This is a genomic window from Bacillus fungorum (assembly GCF_002746455.1).
In the GTDB taxonomy this organism is placed as follows: Bacteria; Bacillota; Bacilli; order Bacillales; family Bacillaceae_G; genus Bacillus_A; species Bacillus_A fungorum.
This window is the reverse complement of record NZ_NWUW01000005.1, coordinates 290,552-306,855: the sequence shown is the minus strand read 5'-3', so window position 1 is coordinate 306,855 and position 16,304 is coordinate 290,552. Positions and strand designations below refer to the sequence as shown.

Here is a 16,304-nt window from a genome sequence, read left to right as displayed (position 1 = left end):
TTATGCCCTTTGTTATTCAACTCACGTACCCTTTAGCATAATACAATCACTAAGTTTATTACTTCAAATCGGAGGATAGCATTCCATATACAATACTATCTGTCCATTCATCTTTATTCCAAAAATCTTGTATGAAATGGGCTTCCTTTCTCATGCCTATTCGTTCACACAATTTTTGTGAAGCTGTATTACGTGCATCAAGATTAGCTTGTATACGATGTACATTACATTCATGAAATAATTTAAATACCAAATTACTTACTGCTTCTGTTGCCAAACCTCTCCCAGCTACTTCACTTGAAAAACTATAACCAATCTCAACAGTGTCTTTCATATTTGTGTACCATACAGATAAATCACCGACTACTTTAGTTTTGTATATAACTGCCAAACTTAATATTGATTCTTTAGTAAGTACATTGTTTGCTAGCTTCTTATTAAATCTTTCCTGCATGTCTTCATGAGTCCACTTATTATGTAATAGGAACTTACATGTATCATCACTATTATAAATAGCAAATACATCCTGTAAATCAGTACTCTTAAAAGGTCTAATTATTAATCTTTCTGTTGTGAATTCCAAGTTAGCTCTCCTCCCTTCCATTCATGCTATAAAACATTTTTTATAGCATTTAAGCCTCCTTCTTAGATCTCACCTTGATTACATATTTCATCATAATACATTAAAATCCTTCTTCCGCTAAACTGCACCGTTACTGGTATTTCCTCGCGATTTTTATTTTTTACACTTGTTACAAAATCAGATAATTCTATTATTATGTCGCTAAATGTGTTATAATAAAAACAGACTCACAAAAAAAGAGTATATAGACTTGGAAGTTTCTCTTATTTTACAAGCAAAAAGAAACGAGCAGTCGGGTATATTTCAGACACCATACACGTAACGGTTTAAACAACCGATCATCTTAGTTACTCTTCAATGATCTTTTTATAAAAAGATACGTACAATTAAAATTCACTTCAATATACTATACCTACCTTTTTGCCTTCCAAATCATCTTATTACATAGGGAGATGAACATATGAATCAATATGTACGATATACAATAGCTGTCCTGTTTGCTATTATCGGCGGAACAATCTGCTTCTGGACAAACACTCAGCTTGGAGAGAATATCATTTTTAATGGAATCGAAACACTTGTAAGCGCTTCAATTTTAGGCGGATACATTTTCTTCCTCTTTAATCCAGAAGAAAATGCGCAAAAAACAATGTTATTAACAATGATTGGAATCGTTGGTGGATGTATTTCATACTCAATGACTAACTATACATTACCACTTCAATTAAGCTCAGCTTTCTTCCACGGTCTATGGACTTGGTTCATTGCATTCTGCCTAGCAGATGTATTCAACCTATTACAAGACAATGAAGAAGATAGCGGTCGCCAAATTGAAAGTAACTCTTAAGCTGGAAGATATTCTTCCAGCTTTTTTATGTTGTTTTGCATACTCCGTCATCACAATAAAAAGAAGCTACCCTCACGGCAACTTCTTTCCTACATACCCCTGCTCGGAATTCGAAACGAAACATGTGCCCCACCTCGCACCTCGCTATTTTCTACCTGAATTTTACCACCATGCTTCTCAACAATTGTCTTAGCAATATATAACCCGAGTCCAAAATGTTCCTTGCTTCCTGAACGTGACTGATCTCCCTGATAAAAACGTTGTAATACTTTTTTCAAATCTCCTTCTTGAAAACCAGGTCCTGAATCGTATACATGGAATTCTATTGTTTCATGCCAAGCACATACTTTAACGAAAATTTCCCCTGACACCGGCGTAAACCGAACTGCATTCATTACGATATTATCCATTACTTGACTGATTCGCTCTTGGTCAAATACTAAACTCTGTACATCCTCATTATTTTCAAAAGTGACGTCCCACTCAATCTCTTTTTTCCTAGCTATACATTCATACTCTTCTAATTTTTTAAGAAAGAATGGATTTATATGTACTTTATTTAAACGCAATTGAAACGCGAAACTTTCTAATTCATTTACTGTTTGGAACTCCTCAAGAAGTTTTGTCATTCTGTTTGTATTTCGTTCAATCGTTTGTAAATACCGATGTAACAAGTCCTCATTTTTCCATAAGCCACTTTGCAAACCTTCTGTATGACCTTGCACAATCGTTAATGGCGTTTTCAAATCATGAGAAATAGCTCTAATGTACTCTCTTCTCTCTTCTTCTAATTCCCATTGTCGTGACAAGCTAGTAGCTAATGCTGCGCGCATATTTTCAAACGAACCGACTAATTCACCAATTTCATTTTTCGCATTGTATTCTAAATGAAAGTTTAGATCCTTCTCTTGAATTCTTTTTGATGCCCCTGATAATTCAGCGAGTGGTTTCTTTATTCTTTTTCCCATTCGGTTTGAGACGATGTAGGATAAAATGGTAATGTATATAAAGGGTGAAGCTAAAAATAAGATTACAAAAAAGGAATCGACTGCCGAAGCTGTAGATAGTGTCAGATGATAATTAAACCCTATCGCTCCTTGTAAATCTCCATTCCTATCTACTAAAGGCAAATATGTCGTAACTTCAGTATCATCATCTTCCTCATAAATATTCGTATTAATAACACTCCAAATTGGTCTCTCATTTGTTATTAATTTCTTGTTATATGTACCATAAGAAATGTCTCCTTGCCTATTAACAATTTGATAGTTAATTCCCTCTTTAGGGACAATTTTCTCTAGTTCATTTCGCTCTTTCTCATTTAACAATAATGCACCTTTATCTTTTACGTATTCTTTTATCATAGGAATTTTCTGCTCATAATAATTTGCAGGAAATACTTTCCCATTTTTCGTTAGCCAATACCAACCAATACCAGCTGTTAAAACCGTCAGTATTAAACTACCAAGTAAAACTATTAAGAAGCCAATTACTAGCTGTTGTTTAATCCGTAACTTTTGCATCAGTCCTGTACACTCCACTTATATCCAATTCCCCACACCGTTTGAATATATGTATATTCTCTATCATATACACTAAGCTTTGTTCTAATTTTCTTTATATGCTCAACTACAGTAGAAACATCACTTTCACTATCATATCCCCAAATCTTTTCAAACAGCTGCTCTTTCGTCAAAACTTGGCCAGCATGAAGTGCTAACATTTTCACGACTTCATACTCCTTTTTTGTAAAGTGAATTCTTTCTTTACCTAACAGTATTTCATAACTCTGCAAATCTATTACTAAATCGCCATAGCGTAGAAAATTCTTTTGCCCCATCGTTTGCAATTCTGTTGTACGACGCAAATTGGCAACAATTCTCGCTTTCAACTCTTTTAAACTAAACGGCTTACTAATATAATCGTCTCCACCAATCAATAAGCCTTCTATTCGAGACCGTTCACTACTATCAGCACTTAAAAATAAGATTGGGCATGCATAAGATTCTCTCATCTTCTCGCACACTTTAAACCCATTCATATCTGGCAACATAACATCTAAAATAATGAGATTAACGCTGCTATCTAATTTTTCCAAAGCCTCTTCACCACTTAATGCACTTTTTACTTCATACCCTTCCATGACAAGACTATCTTCAATAAATGTAAGAATATCTGGTTCATCGTCTACAACTAATATTTTGTCCGCCACGGTAAGTCCCTCCTAATTAAACACATCTTTTTTACACCAACTAAACATAGCCGCTATTGCGCATCCTCCTAAAATTGTACCATTTATTAGGTAAAATGTTACTTTCCCCTCACTTAATATTCTTAGAATTGATTCGCTTCCCATTACAAAATAACTTACTTCTTCATTCACATATAAACTTGCTACTAGTAAACCAACTATTACAAAATACGTAATAATAGCGTTTTGAAACCAAAGGCTTACAAAACTACTCAACATCGTTAAAGCACTTGCGATAAACCATAGTATTAAATAATATTTTACAGTATATAAAATAGAGACACCCGTACCATAAATGACTTGTTTATCTAAAAAGAATGTCTTCTCTGCGTGCCTTACGAAAAATGTTCCATATATATAACCCTCAATAAAAGCCAGTAACAAAAATAAACTTACAATACTCATTTGAGTAATCCATTTCGCCAATAATAATTCAAACCTACTTACTGGACGAATCATAATAAGCCGATACGCACCAGATGAAATTTCGCTATTAAAACTATCAATAAATAAGATTGGGAAAATCAATAAGAATAGCGTAAAATACCATTCTCTTGTAACTGCGACAGGGAAGTTCAAATTACTTAAGATTGCTTCCGTCCCCTTTGCATCGTAAATAGCAACTCCAAAAGTATGCACCCATACACTGTGTAAAATAAGTAACAGCCCAAAAATAACAATTAATACTTTCGTCTTCTTTCTATCAAAAATCCGTTCAAATTCACTTATAAGTATTTGTCTCATTCTTCACACCTCACACAAAATTATCTTTTTTTCCTATCCAATAAACTGTTACAGCATTGCAAACAACAATGTATATAAGTAAAATTACAGCCCCAAAAAGAATCATCCATGAACTACCAGATAAAGATATAGCAATTCCTTCATGTTGCAGTTTAATTAAAGAAGAATAATTAATATAAAGAAAAGCTTGTGATTTTCTTATCAGTAACGCCATCGCTGGGTATCCAAAAGAAAATATAATGAATCCCATACCAAGAAGGGTTGCACTTGTTGTCGATTTACTTATAACCGACAGCATAATTAGCATACTAACCATCGCTATTAAAGTAAGATAAGCAATTCCATAATAAGAAATACAATATAGGAAAACGCCAAGTGCATTCATTTTTTCTGTATGATAAAACAACAAGATGTTCGGTTCATGCTCAAAGAAAATATAGCCAATACAATAACTACAAATAAAATAGGTACCTATAAATAACAAACTTACTGTTAATATCGTAATTATTTTTGCAATAAGAACTTCCGAATACGTGTATGATCTTTGAATTACCATCCGAATTTGACCGCTATGATACTCTTGAGCAAACACAAGAACAATCAAAACGAGTAAAACAAGGTTACATATACTCATAAGCATTTCAGATAATGCCAGTATTGGGAATGAATTCGCATATGTATAATCAACAGCGATTCTTTCTACTTCTTGATTATGTTTCAAATAGTACTTCGCAGCCCCAAGTAACATCACCGGTATCATCAAAAAACAAAGCCATGTTACTTTCTTCGCCCAAAGCCGCTCCCATTCCGAGCGTACTAACATCATCATGAGCTCATCATCTCCACGAAAATATCTTCTAATGCTTTATTCCTTCCTTGCAATTCTTCCGTCGTTCCCCGCCATATTAGTGATCCTGCGCGAATCATGACCCATGAATCACACATAAGCTCCAGTTCACGAATTAAATGACTAGAAATGAAGAAAGTAATTCCCTTCTCACGCTGTAAGTCGAGTACAATTTTACGAAGTTGCTTAATTCCAACTGGATCCAATCCATTAGACGGTTCATCCAAAATGATAAAATCTGGATCCCCAAGAAGCGCCTGTGCAATCCCTAAACGCTGCTTCATCCCTAACGAATACGTACCAACTTTATCGTCAGCACGATTTTCTAAACCAACGATTTCTAATACTTGCTGCACCTTTTTTTCAAGAACTTCTCCACCAGTACGTAACGTAATCCTACCTAGATTCCGCAAATTTTTTCGTCCTGACATATAAGGGAAGAAAATTGGAGCTTCTACAATTGCGCCTACATGCTGAAGAGCTTCTTTCCGATTTTTTTGTACGCTAATACCATTAACTAATATTTCTCCTTCATTTGGTCGAATTAACCCCATAATCGTTCGAATAAGAGTTGTCTTCCCAGAACCATTCGGCCCAACAAAACCACAAATCTCATTTTTATAAACAGAAAAAGACATATGACTTAGCAACATTCTCCCCTTCACCCTCTTCGTCACATCTCTTACTTCTAAAACCGCTTTTTTCATCTTTACCGCCTCCTTACTACAAGAATAGAAGGTAAAAATAAACAATTTATAAACAAATAAAAAGAAGTTACCCCAACGGTAACTTCTTTCTCACATACCCCACTTCGTATTCACTTAAATATATCAACGATTCTTCAAATATATCGACGATTTCTCCACTTATATCAGCGATTTTTTCATTATATTAACGCTTCGACACTCAAAGCGCACAACATACCCTATCCCCCAAGCAATTTACTGCCGAACTCTACGATTAAAAAGATAACTAATAAGATCGCGAGTATCTTTAATGCTACATATGCTACTTTAAAAACAGCATAAATGAGCAAGACTATTAAAATAATCGTTAAAATTTCCATCTAGAATTCCTCCAAGCTTTGCTCTTCTTATCTTATTTTACTCGCCTCACACTTTTTATGGAACGGCATAAGGCGACATAGAAAAGAGAGGATACCTCACCCATCGTAAGATACCCTCTCTTTCAGCTGCTCAAACCATTCTCTCTCTAATTGTAAATATCCCATTTCACTATTCTCAGCGCTCTTCAATTCTTTATCCGCTTTCCTCATATAAACGTTGGAAGCTTCCATATCGCCCTCTAAATATTTAATAATTCCTTGTGTACGATAATACCCATGTAAGTCTATTTTTGTAATGGCCTTCCCATGTTGCTTTGCTTCTTGCAGAGAAAGACTATCCATCTCATAAAGAGCTTTATATAAAAGATACCAACTATGAAAACTACTAACGAAATATTTATTTTCCTTCGTTACAGGTAGTTGAACAATTGGTTCTATATATGGTATCGCGCTTCCCATTCCTTCTTGATCGGCTCTGGCATAAAAAACGAGCATAAGTCCGCTCATTATATCTCTTATACTTTTATCCTCTTTTAATTTTTCCTCACTAAGTTCTATTAATCTCTTATCCCAGTCTTTCGGCCTCTTATAACTAAATAACTCACTTGATACTTGAATATTGTATAAATGCTGCTTCGCCTTTTGGTCATCTTTAATTAAAATGAGAAATTGCATACCATCACTCAAAAACGTTCCTTTGATCGGTACGATTGTAGCTGCAAATATGACAAAGTGTAAAACAGAAAAATATAAAAGATATTGATAATAGCTCACCATGTATATGTAACCGGAAGTAATACCAAATAGTAAACTTACAATCGGTCCACCTAAAGTCATCCACGCCCACTTTTTCGAAAGATTCGGTGTCTCTATGGAAGGAGGCACTAACATCGCCACGCCTCCAAAGTACATCCACAATTTATTTTCTCGAATGCGTATTTTCCCCTTCTCTTTTTGAAAAGTAATCGGCCCTACTGTCATAAATTTAAAATTTAAACCACCTATTAAACCAAATACTACATGGCCTAGCTCATGAATAGCTAGCACTACTAAAAAGATTCCAAATAACGCCCATATATCCAACATTACTTCTAATTTCTCAGTTCGGATTACTCCGTATAAAATGGACAAAGCTAACGCCGCCGTCATAGAACCAGCTGGCCTTCTTAAAATATCCACCTTTCTCTCCCCTTAATAAATCATTTTTCTCTGCATCTCGTACATGAATTTTCCGATATGTAATATCCAAATAAACGAGATTAAACCAAGCAACACGAAATTGATATCACTAACTGCTGTATATATAACGGCAGCCCACCACACATATGCCAATATTGTATTCGTAAATTCATACGCTTTATATCCAGCCTCATGCACAATATGCTTTAATCCTTCATCTGCGTTTTTCGTCCACATTTTCATAGATTCCATATATGTTACACCTTGTTCAGGATATAGCTTATTATAACGATTTTTTGTTATGAGCCCGCTAATCACTACAATAGTTAAACAGACAATAGAAGCTACTAAATTCCACACTGCAAATGAAACATTTGTATCCTGCAACAGTGCACGTCTACATGCAATAACTGCATATACAAACCAGGCCAGTGTAACTATATCACCTATACGTAAATACATAATTACAATTCCTAATTTTCTACCTTGTACGCTCTCTTCTTCATCGCGTGCCTCCGCTAACATACGTGTATTCTTCCAAGTGTAGTACATCATTAAGATTCCAAAAATAGTACATACACCTATAAATAGATTAGATGATAATTTTCTCGGTTCATCCGAGAGTAAATCTAAAGCTATATAAGAGGTTAAAAAACCACCCATCATACTTAATGCTATTTTCCCCACAAAATCAAATTGTTTTTTTCGTTTACTCTTCATCGTCCTCTTCCCCCTCCACTAACGTGAATATTTCCTCCACCGGTACATTGAAAATTTGTGCGATTTTTAACGACAATACAATAGATGGTGCATAATCCCCGCGCTCAATTAAACTAATCGTTTGCCGTGATGAGCCAATCGCTTTCCCTAAATCCCCTTGTGATAAACGATGCTTTGCTCGCAATTCCCTCACTCGATTTTGAAGCTTCATGTCTTCCCTCTTTTTCATTTATTTAAATAGAATTGTAAATAATATCCTTATTTTTGTCAATTATAATTGTCATTTTGACTTAGATATATGTCAAAAATATTATTTATATTATGCTAGATATAACATATATAATATTTTTTAAGAACTACATAATTGAGGTGTCTCATGGATAAAAAAAGATTTTCTCTTATGCTCTTACTAAATTTTCAGCGGCCTGTTCTCTCTTTTTTTCTTTTTTATTATTTTTCTTTACAGTTATTTATAGGAATTTAGCTTGTTTTTTCGTTTTGGGGAATAACTGTTCTTAATCAAACGTTAGTGTAAAACGACATTTAGAGAAGATATTCCAAATCCAGGTAGGTTATACTCCTGTAATAACATAAGGCAGATAAACAGACTTCTCCAGTATTTCTATTTTGGATTATACAAAAAACCCTTCATTTTCATGAAGGATTGGTTAGATATTTTTATAGTCTCAATATATTTACTCAATTAATTCATTTGAATTGTACGATACCAAGGCTCGGAATCGTTAGTGTTATATTTTTCAGTATTCCATCCAGACATTCCAAAACCAATCAAAGATATGAATACGCCACTTATTAATAATATAATGGATAATTTTAAGCTTTTCTTTTTTAACTCTTTTATTGTCATAGATATACCACCGTCCGTTTAAATAGGCTTATAACCTTTTGAGTAAATCGAATAGTAACCTTGAAAAATTGCTTTGCTATAGCAATGGTAATTATCCCACTTAAAATACTCAATCCTAATACTAGAATTCCAATACTGAATTGGGTAACAACAAGATATGTTCCCTCTTTAAAGAGAAAAGGTGATCCTATAATACTAACTAAAGAAGCATATAATCCAGCTACGGCAAACGTACCTGTTGTAAATGGCAGACACCAGATTACTATATATCCTGATAAAATAAGTAGTACCCCTGTTAATAAAAGAGAACCCCAAAGTGGAAACCCTAAAATAATTAAGAAGCCAATGAAAATTTTGCCACTTTTTGAAAGGACTTTTACCTTCTTTTCCCTCGGTTCTTTCAAAATATTCTGTGCAACTACCAGTGGGTCTCCTACTTTTTTCACTGCATCTTTTTCACTGTATCCATCTTCTATGTAATCTTCAATGATTTCATCATAATAAGAAATAAACTTAAATCGTTCCTCTCTCGAAAGACTTCCTAAATTTTGTTCTAAAGAGTCTAAAAAATAAGCTTTATTCATTTGTTTCACTTCCCTTAATAAAATTATATACTTCCATTACTTGATGCCATTCTTGGAGAAAATTTTTAATTTGAGAATCTCCACTTTCTGTAAGATGATAATATTTGCGCAGTCTACTATTATGTTCTTTAGAATACGTTTCAAGGTGCCCGTTATTCTCAAGCCTTTTCAAGATGGGATAAAGAGTCGATTCAGATATCTCAATTTGCTCTGAAATATCTTTTATGATCTGATACCCATACGAATCATGCTTCTTTAAAACAGCAAGAACACAATACTCTAAAAGTCCTTTTTTCAATTGAGTATTCATAATATACCTCCTGATAAATAATACTATATAATGCATAGTATAATGTGTCAACTTATATATTGATTAATTAAATACTGATAGTTAAAATTAATTGCGTTTTGATAGCATAGTTAAACCATTTATGTGGTTCAGCTCATCAAGAAAAAACGAAATTGTATCCATAAAACGAAAAAAACGATATTCTTTTTGTAGAAATATACAGAAAGGATGGCGTTTTTGGTATGAATTTATCGATTTCTGATGAACAAGAATTGTTCTCTAAAGAATTACAACGGCATATGTCACCACATGCTTTAGAACCGTTAGCTAGAGAAATAGGATTTGTCCAACGAAAAAGCAAATATCGTGCACAAGATTTAGTTGCTCTGTGTGTCTGGTTAAGCCAAAACATAGCGAATACTTCATTGACACAACCATGTAGTCGATTAGAAACTAACACAGGTATTTCTATGAGTCCAGAAGGACTGAATCAACGTTTTAATTCAGCAGCTGTCGCATTTCTTCGAGAAGTTTTTACTTCTCTTCTCACACAAAAACTCTGTTCAAATCACTCGCTTTCTGCACACATAATCTCTACTTTCAATCGTATCCGTATTTTAGATGCGACAGTGTTTCAACTGCCTGACCATTTCGCCACTAACTATCAAGGTTCAGGTGGGAGTAGTAATACGGCAGGCGTGAAAATCCAATTGGAATATGATTTACTTAGTGGTCAATTCCTTATATTTTACCTTTATATGGATAAAAACCCCGATCATAAGTAGAAAACCTATTGGTTTTCTACTTATGATCGGGGTTTTTCGCTTTTGATTGAGCTGTTGTTGTCCATTTCCGTAAATCATGGGCAACACAAATAAGACCCCATTCCAATCTGTTTTTGGAAAGGCCTCGTAAGGAGAAACGTTGGAAGAAACGATTGTATTTAATATGACCAAATACGGGTTCTACTTCTATTTTTCGTTGACCGTATAATTCTTTCCCCTCTTTTGTATGTAAACGTTCTCGCACTTCTTTTCGCTGTTTTTGATTTTTTATAGAGACACTGATAGATTTTGTTTCTTTTCCTTTGGCACATGTTTCTTGAAATGGACAGCCCAAACATTCTGTACAGCGATAGGTTCTTTTGATAGAAGTATAACCATTGCTTGTTTGTTGTTTGCTTTCATGTGAAAAAATAAGGCGTTTTTCATTTGTTCTTCTTCTAATTCCGCTTTCTGATCGTCTTCACTTGCTTGTTCAATTGTCGCGACAATCTTTTGGTACTTCTTATCTAGTTTTTTATCATATTTTTCTGTAGACTTTTTCCACACAAACGTATATCGATTGGCATTTGCCTCAATTTTTGTTCCATCTAGAAAATAATCTTCGAGTTTGACAAGCCCTTCTTGTTTCAACAGGTCGATAAGAGAGAAGAAAGTTTCATAAATCACGTCTTTCATGCACTCTGATCGAAAACGATTGATTGTACGAAAGTCTGGTGTTTTTTCATCAGAAATCCACATGAAATGGATATTTTCATGGAGTTGTTCCTCGATTTTTCGAGAAGAATAGATTCCTTTTGTGTAGGCGTATAATAAGACTTTCAACATCATTTTTGGGTGATAAGAGGATAGAGAGATCCATAGCTTCTACAGCTATATGAACCACACGTGAAAGATGATGTTCAGGAATATGAACCTCAACATCTAATGGAAAAGTGAGTTGTTTTTTGTTATAATCTATAAACATAAGAGAATCGTTCCTTTCTTTTGGTGATTTGGTTGTGGTGACTTAATTATATCAAAGTTGGACGATTCTTTTTTATGTTTTATGCAAAAAAAGAGGTTGTCCCAAAAGTAACTATTCAGCTACTTTTGGGACAACCTCTTCCTAAATTCTGACATAGAATGGATTCCATATTAACTGGCGTTTTGTAAGAATGCTCGTTTTAACTGTTTGCGGAAACGAACTCCTAACGTAACTGCTACAATCACAATCACTCCAAAAATGATTTTACCGATGTGACCTTCTAGCGCTCCAAAAATATCATGTAAGTTGCCACCTAACCAGTAACCACCGATTAAGAAGAATGATACCCAAAATAGAGCACCTGAGTAAATTGTAATTGCAAAGCGGCGGAATGATAAGTTAATAATTCCTGCAAAGTATCCTGTAAAGTGACGTACACCAGGAATAAAGAAACCGATAAAAATCAGGAAGTATCCATACTTATCAAACCACATTCTTGTTAAGTCGATTTTTCTTTGTGTTAAAAATACGTATTTCCCATACTTTTGAATAAAGGGCATACCTAATTTATTTCCTAAAAAGTATTGAATTGTCATTCCTACACTTGTCCCAATAAAGGATAGGATAATTAAAATTGGTAAACTTAAATCGCCCTTCTGTGCTAAAAATCCCGCATATGCTAACGTTGGCTCTCCCGGAAACGGAAGTGCAATATATTCTAACAGCAAACCAACAAGTACAACATAGTACCCGTACTGCTGAAATAATTCATGAATCCATTCCATGTCATCTCTCCTTTCAATCACGTACAACTTCTTACTATTATTGTATAAAAAAAATGTCGAAATAACTATCACAATAGCTTACATTTTTATTACATTTTTGTAAGACTCACACTAAACTTTTACGGTCTTTATTTACTTTCATTTTAAAACAACTTAACAAATATATACCGTGAGAAACCGGGACCTTAATATGCATTTTTTATCCATTTTTTAGCACTTGAAAACCATCTTATTTTGTTCTCAATAAAAAACCACTACAAACTCATACGAACTTCATATTAGCTTCATATACGTATTGTAAGATTATATCGGAATTTGTTGAAAAATTTAACCAATATATGACTAAACATTAATTTGAATAAATATAAATCGCTTTTCGAAATTGAAAAAAGGGTGAATAAGAAATGGAAGCTTATAAAATGCACGATTTTATTAATACAAATGTTGAATCTCACCAAAATGAAACCGTTTTTAATTTACACATATGTGAAACAAATGAATTTGACGTAAGTTTAACAAAATCTACAACACTGTCTTTTATCGTTTCAAAAAAGAACATTAAGATTGTTACGAAAAAATGGATTAATTCAAATCAAGAAAGCATGATTGGCAAAAGTTACATCATTCCAACGAAAGCTTTTAACTACTTCTTACCAATTATTTCTGAAACTGAAGATGAATTAAATATTCAAGTTCAAAGCTTTGGACTACATGGTGAACTTTTACTAAATGAAAGATTACTTATTGATAAAAACAACAAACATAATGCCAAAATTACTAGCTTCTTTGAAACATTAGATGAAAATGTAAATAAAGTATTACGAGGATTGCAAATTCATTGTATGTAAGGCTACTACAATAGTAAAAAGGAGAATATAATGAAAAAACTATTATTAAGCGCACTATTATCATTAGGATTTTTAACTATTCCATTCACAAATGCTGAGGCAGCTACAACGAGAGACCAACTGATTGTAAACACGCAGTTAAATAAAATGGATTATTATCAAAATGGAAAATTTATAAAGAGTTTTACTGTTGCTACTGGAAAAGCAGCCACACCTACACCTAAAGGTACTTTCCAAATTGTTAATAAAATTAAAAACCGTCCTTACTATACAGGTAAAATTAAAGGCGGCGACCCACGTAATCCACTTGGTGACCGTTGGCTTGGATTAAATATGGCGGGAACTTACGGAACAACTTATGCGATTCATGGTACTAACAATAATCAGGCAATCGGCAAATGGACAACACTAGGTTGTATTCGTATGTATAACAATGATATACACTGGTTATTCGAGCGTATTCCCCAGCAGGCTACTGTCACTGTAAAATAACCTAACAACACGACTTACGTGTAGCCAAGAATTTTATGTCTTGGCTTATTTTATTTCTTCATTTACAGTAGCAAAACAACTGTATTTACATATATAATAAGAATAGGTTTCGTTAAACAACATCAAAACATTGATAAACATAGATATTAAAATTATACAGTTATAATATTTTATAAATTTTACAATACATACTATAATAGAACTATTGTACTTCTGAAATATTCAGTTTCTCTAACCAATTCCCCTTGCTACTTTCATGATGATTTTATAGCGGGGGCTTATTATATGTATAAACAATTCGAGTCATCCGAAAAATGATGAATTCGAATATTGCAGTAAAAAGCGTTATTTAGGAGGTGTTACTATGACGCATATACTGGTGATTGAAGACAACCCAGATATACAAGAACTGATTCGTGAATTTCTAATGGCACAAAACTTTACGGTTGATGTCGTTGGCGCTGGAACGGAAGGCATTCTTCTTTTCCAAAAAAATTCATACGATCTTGTCCTCCTTGATGTGATGTTACCAGATATAGATGGCTATAGTATTTGTAAAATTATGCGAGGACAATCTGATGTACCAATCATTATGTTAACAGGCTTACATAATGAAGAAAGTGAAATTAAAGGATTTGAGTTAGGTATTGATGACTATATTACGAAACCGTTCCATTACACCGTATTTATTAAACGTGTAGAAGCTGTATTAAGAAGGGCAGCAACGAAGGAAGCAGAAGCTGCAACTATACTACAATTCCATGAATTGATGTTAAATTCTACAGCATATGCCGCTTATGTTCATGGTAATCAAATTGAATTGACAACAAAAGAATTTGAAATTTTATATACTTTACTGCAAAACCGGGGAAAAGTATTATCAAGAAGTGATTTGTTGAATAAGGTATGGGGCTATGAACATTATGGTGATGTAAGAGTTATAGATACACATATTAAAAACTTAAGAAAAAAATTAGGAATTCCTTATATTAAAACGGTGAAAGGCATTGGCTACAAAATCGAATCGTAGCAAAGACAACATCACCAAAAATATTTTCATCAAAACCTTATTATTTTGTATTCTTTTATCACTTTGTCTTTATCAAATTATTTATCTTCTAGCTTCAAACTACGATAAAGAGCGTTTTGCGAAAGAAAACGGAGCGCTGACTACAGAACAAGCGGATTCAGGCAAACAAAACGACCAAAGTAAAACGAATCAAAGTAAGGCTGTTTCAGAGGGTATACTTTCCAATTTCCAACCTTCTATTATAAATTATAAAGCGCTCTCTACAGCCATAAATCACCTTTTGCAGCCTAGCCAAACTGCAAAAGCAAAAGAACATACACAAAATATTTCGGGGAAAAATAGCGCTTCTGCTCCACTTACAGAAATGGAAAAGCAAGTCGCTACTAATGATGCCTTACATAAACAAAATGCAGCAAGTAAAGCAAATGATGCACAAGATAATCCAAAATTAACAGATGCACTGCAGCATTTAGCTCCACATATTGGCGCAACAATGCTTGCATTATCTCTGCTCGGATCTTTAATTTATGCAAAACTAATTGCTAAACCTTTTAAATATATGAGTGATGCTTTAAGAGATATTATGAATCTTGATTTCTCAGATAAAAAGCTACTTAACAAAAATACAGATCAAAAAGATTTTAATTTGCAAGTAGCTGCTTCACAGGTCCCAAGTATAGTGAAGAATTTACATGCAAGCAATCAAGATTTAAGAAATGAACTCAAAAAGGAACAACAATTAGAACAATCTCGTAAAGAATTTATGTCTATGGTTTCCCATGAATTAAAAACACCAATCGCGGCCGTTATGGGACAACTCGATGGCATGATTCACGGAATTGGAGCTTATAAAGATAGAGATAAATATTTAAAACGTTCCTATGAAATGATGCAAGACATTAACATATTAACGGAAAAAATGTCGGAATTATCCAAAATACAAAACCCTCAATTTAAACCAAATTTAAAAGTTATCTCATTAACTAATATTATTGAGGATGTTATGAAAAAAGTGGATTACTTTGTATCTGTAAAACAATTAAATGTTCAATCTAACATTAAACACGACGTACAAATTTTAGCCGATCCTAAATTTATTCAAACGGCGATTTTTAACATTATTTCAAATGCAATTCATTATACAATTGACCATCAGCATGTATATATAAAGCTTTACGAAAAGCCAAACGGTTACGCATTAGAAGTATTAAATACAGGTTCGCAAATAGATGAAGATAAACTCGCCCATTTATTTGAGCCATTCTATCGCGCAAACCCTGACAAACATGGATTAGTACAAGGTAGTGGTCTTGGGTTATACATTGTAAAACAAATACTAGATAAACATCAGTTTCCTTATGGGATACAAAACACACCTCAAGGTGTAAAATGTTCTATTGTATTCCCAAAAGCAATGTAAAA

General features: G+C 33.6%; 19 protein-coding genes and 2 pseudogenes. 6 read left to right on the top strand and 15 right to left on the bottom strand.

Going from position 1 to position 16,304, the window contains the following annotated elements; all coding sequences use genetic code 11:
* Window positions 1-58: 58 nt before the first annotated feature.
* The gene (locus CO726_RS10155) at window positions 59-583 is read right to left on the bottom strand and encodes a GNAT family N-acetyltransferase (RefSeq protein ID WP_098759779.1); all 525 of its coding nucleotides are present in this window, start codon (window positions 581-583) and stop codon (window positions 59-61) included.
* A 460-nt stretch (window positions 584-1,043) separates the two neighbouring features.
* On the opposite strand from CO726_RS10155, the gene CO726_RS10150 reads away from it, so the two are divergent.
* On the top strand, window positions 1,044-1,430 hold the full coding sequence (locus CO726_RS10150; RefSeq protein WP_099684162.1) for a DUF3938 domain-containing protein: 387 nt from the start codon (window positions 1,044-1,046) through the stop codon (window positions 1,428-1,430).
* An 89-nt stretch (window positions 1,431-1,519) separates the two neighbouring features.
* Here CO726_RS10150 and CO726_RS10140 read toward each other — a convergent pair whose 3' ends face one another.
* From CO726_RS10140 to CO726_RS10085, 12 genes are all read right to left on the bottom strand, one after another.
* Entirely contained in the window at window positions 1,520-2,953 is a 1,434-nt protein-coding gene (locus CO726_RS10140) for a sensor histidine kinase (RefSeq protein ID WP_099684160.1), read from the bottom strand.
* Complete coding sequence (locus tag CO726_RS10135; RefSeq protein ID WP_099684159.1) at window positions 2,953-3,642, bottom strand: response regulator transcription factor; 690 nt, start codon at window positions 3,640-3,642, stop codon at window positions 2,953-2,955. The genes CO726_RS10140 and CO726_RS10135 overlap by 1 nt, the downstream gene beginning before the upstream one ends.
* Before the next feature lie 12 nt (window positions 3,643-3,654).
* Entirely contained in the window at window positions 3,655-4,425 is a 771-nt protein-coding gene (locus tag CO726_RS10130; RefSeq protein ID WP_099684158.1) for an ABC transporter permease, read from the bottom strand.
* Between the two features lie 10 nt (window positions 4,426-4,435).
* Entirely contained in the window at window positions 4,436-5,254 is an 819-nt protein-coding gene (locus tag CO726_RS10125) for an ABC-2 transporter permease (protein ID WP_099684157.1), read from the bottom strand.
* The gene (locus CO726_RS10120) at window positions 5,251-5,979 is read right to left on the bottom strand and encodes an ABC transporter ATP-binding protein (protein WP_099684156.1); all 729 of its coding nucleotides are present in this window, start codon (window positions 5,977-5,979) and stop codon (window positions 5,251-5,253) included. The genes CO726_RS10125 and CO726_RS10120 overlap by 4 nt, the downstream gene beginning before the upstream one ends.
* A gap of 218 nt (window positions 5,980-6,197) precedes the next feature.
* Window positions 6,198-6,338: a DUF3985 family protein gene (locus CO726_RS10110; protein ID WP_000404783.1), complete on the bottom strand. Its 141-nt coding sequence runs from the start codon at window positions 6,336-6,338 to the stop codon at window positions 6,198-6,200.
* A gap of 96 nt (window positions 6,339-6,434) precedes the next feature.
* Window positions 6,435-7,487, bottom strand: a complete 1,053-nt coding sequence (locus CO726_RS10105; protein ID WP_136699518.1) for a M50 family metallopeptidase — start codon at window positions 7,485-7,487, stop codon at window positions 6,435-6,437.
* A 42-nt stretch (window positions 7,488-7,529) separates the two neighbouring features.
* Window positions 7,530-8,237 (bottom strand): DUF3169 family protein, encoded by a 708-nt coding sequence (locus CO726_RS10100; protein WP_099684154.1) that lies wholly within the window; start codon window positions 8,235-8,237, stop codon window positions 7,530-7,532.
* The gene (locus CO726_RS10095) at window positions 8,227-8,448 is read right to left on the bottom strand and encodes a helix-turn-helix transcriptional regulator (RefSeq protein ID WP_000776168.1); all 222 of its coding nucleotides are present in this window, start codon (window positions 8,446-8,448) and stop codon (window positions 8,227-8,229) included. Before CO726_RS10095 ends, CO726_RS10100 begins: the two co-directional genes overlap by 11 nt.
* Before the next feature lie 492 nt (window positions 8,449-8,940).
* Window positions 8,941-9,105: a hypothetical protein gene (locus CO726_RS31735; protein WP_169513027.1), complete on the bottom strand. Its 165-nt coding sequence runs from the start codon at window positions 9,103-9,105 to the stop codon at window positions 8,941-8,943.
* Window positions 9,102-9,689: a DUF1700 domain-containing protein gene (locus CO726_RS10090; RefSeq protein WP_099684153.1), complete on the bottom strand. Its 588-nt coding sequence runs from the start codon at window positions 9,687-9,689 to the stop codon at window positions 9,102-9,104. The genes CO726_RS31735 and CO726_RS10090 overlap by 4 nt, the downstream gene beginning before the upstream one ends.
* Window positions 9,682-9,999, bottom strand: a complete 318-nt coding sequence (locus CO726_RS10085; RefSeq protein WP_099684152.1) for a PadR family transcriptional regulator — start codon at window positions 9,997-9,999, stop codon at window positions 9,682-9,684. Before CO726_RS10085 ends, CO726_RS10090 begins: the two co-directional genes overlap by 8 nt.
* A gap of 221 nt (window positions 10,000-10,220) precedes the next feature.
* Here CO726_RS10085 and CO726_RS10080 point away from each other — a divergent pair.
* A pseudogene (locus tag CO726_RS10080) lies at window positions 10,221-10,754 on the top strand (IS4 family transposase); the annotation flags it as partial.
* Window positions 10,755-10,779: 25 nt separating this feature from the next.
* On the opposite strand, the pseudogene CO726_RS10075 reads toward CO726_RS10080, so the two are convergent.
* Both CO726_RS10075 and CO726_RS10070 read right to left on the bottom strand, forming a co-directional pair.
* Window positions 10,780-11,727, bottom strand: a pseudogene (locus tag CO726_RS10075) (transposase).
* Between the two features lie 170 nt (window positions 11,728-11,897).
* Window positions 11,898-12,512, bottom strand: a complete 615-nt coding sequence (locus CO726_RS10070) for a DedA family protein (protein WP_099684151.1) — start codon at window positions 12,510-12,512, stop codon at window positions 11,898-11,900.
* Window positions 12,513-12,916: 404 nt separating this feature from the next.
* On the opposite strand from CO726_RS10070, the gene CO726_RS10065 reads away from it, so the two are divergent.
* From CO726_RS10065 to CO726_RS10050, 4 genes are all read left to right on the top strand, one after another.
* Window positions 12,917-13,360, top strand: a complete 444-nt coding sequence (locus CO726_RS10065; protein WP_099684150.1) for a DUF3978 family protein — start codon at window positions 12,917-12,919, stop codon at window positions 13,358-13,360.
* 30 nt (window positions 13,361-13,390) lie between these two features.
* A complete protein-coding gene (locus CO726_RS10060) occupies window positions 13,391-13,852 on the top strand; it encodes a L,D-transpeptidase (protein WP_099684149.1) in 462 nt (153 codons plus the stop codon).
* Window positions 13,853-14,216: 364 nt separating this feature from the next.
* Window positions 14,217-14,882, top strand: a complete 666-nt coding sequence (locus CO726_RS10055; RefSeq protein WP_000148835.1) for a response regulator transcription factor — start codon at window positions 14,217-14,219, stop codon at window positions 14,880-14,882.
* The gene (locus CO726_RS10050; protein ID WP_099684148.1) at window positions 14,860-16,302 is read left to right on the top strand and encodes a sensor histidine kinase; all 1,443 of its coding nucleotides are present in this window, start codon (window positions 14,860-14,862) and stop codon (window positions 16,300-16,302) included. Before CO726_RS10055 ends, CO726_RS10050 begins: the two co-directional genes overlap by 23 nt.
* Window positions 16,303-16,304 lie beyond the last annotated feature (2 nt).